Origin of the sequence: Streptomyces sp. NRRL B-1347 (genome assembly GCF_000720325.1) — a bacterium.
In the GTDB taxonomy this organism is placed as follows: domain Bacteria; phylum Actinomycetota; class Actinomycetes; order Streptomycetales; family Streptomycetaceae; genus Streptomyces.
The window spans coordinates 1-340 of sequence record NZ_JOJM01000301.1; the positions used below are offsets into that span (position 1 = coordinate 1).

Consider the following 340-nt stretch of genomic DNA (forward strand, 5'->3'; position numbering starts at 1 on the left):
AGGGCACTGTGTTGGTCTCGGGTGGCGGGTCGCTGGGCGCTCTGGTGGCTCGGCATCTGGTCGTCCGGCACGGGGTGCGGGGCCTGGTGCTCGCCAGTCGGCGGGGTGTGGATGCGGAGGGTGTGCCGGAGCTTGTCGCGGAGCTGACCGAGCTGGGTGCGACGGTGTCGGCTGTGGCCTGTGACGTCTCCGATCGTGATCAGGTGAAGGCACTGCTGGCGGCCGTACCGCAAGAGCGGCGACTCACGGGTGTCGTCCACACGGCGGGTGTCTTTGACGCCGGTGTGATCGGGGCGCTGTCTCCGGAGCGCCTGGAGCGGGTGTTCGCGCCGAAGGTGGA

General features: G+C 70.0%; 1 protein-coding gene. It reads left to right on the forward strand.

The window, feature by feature from the left end:
* Window positions 1-44: 44 nt before the first annotated feature.
* The coding region (locus IG74_RS47405; protein ID WP_324607549.1) for an SDR family NAD(P)-dependent oxidoreductase at window positions 45-340 on the forward strand (296 nt) is incomplete at its 3' end.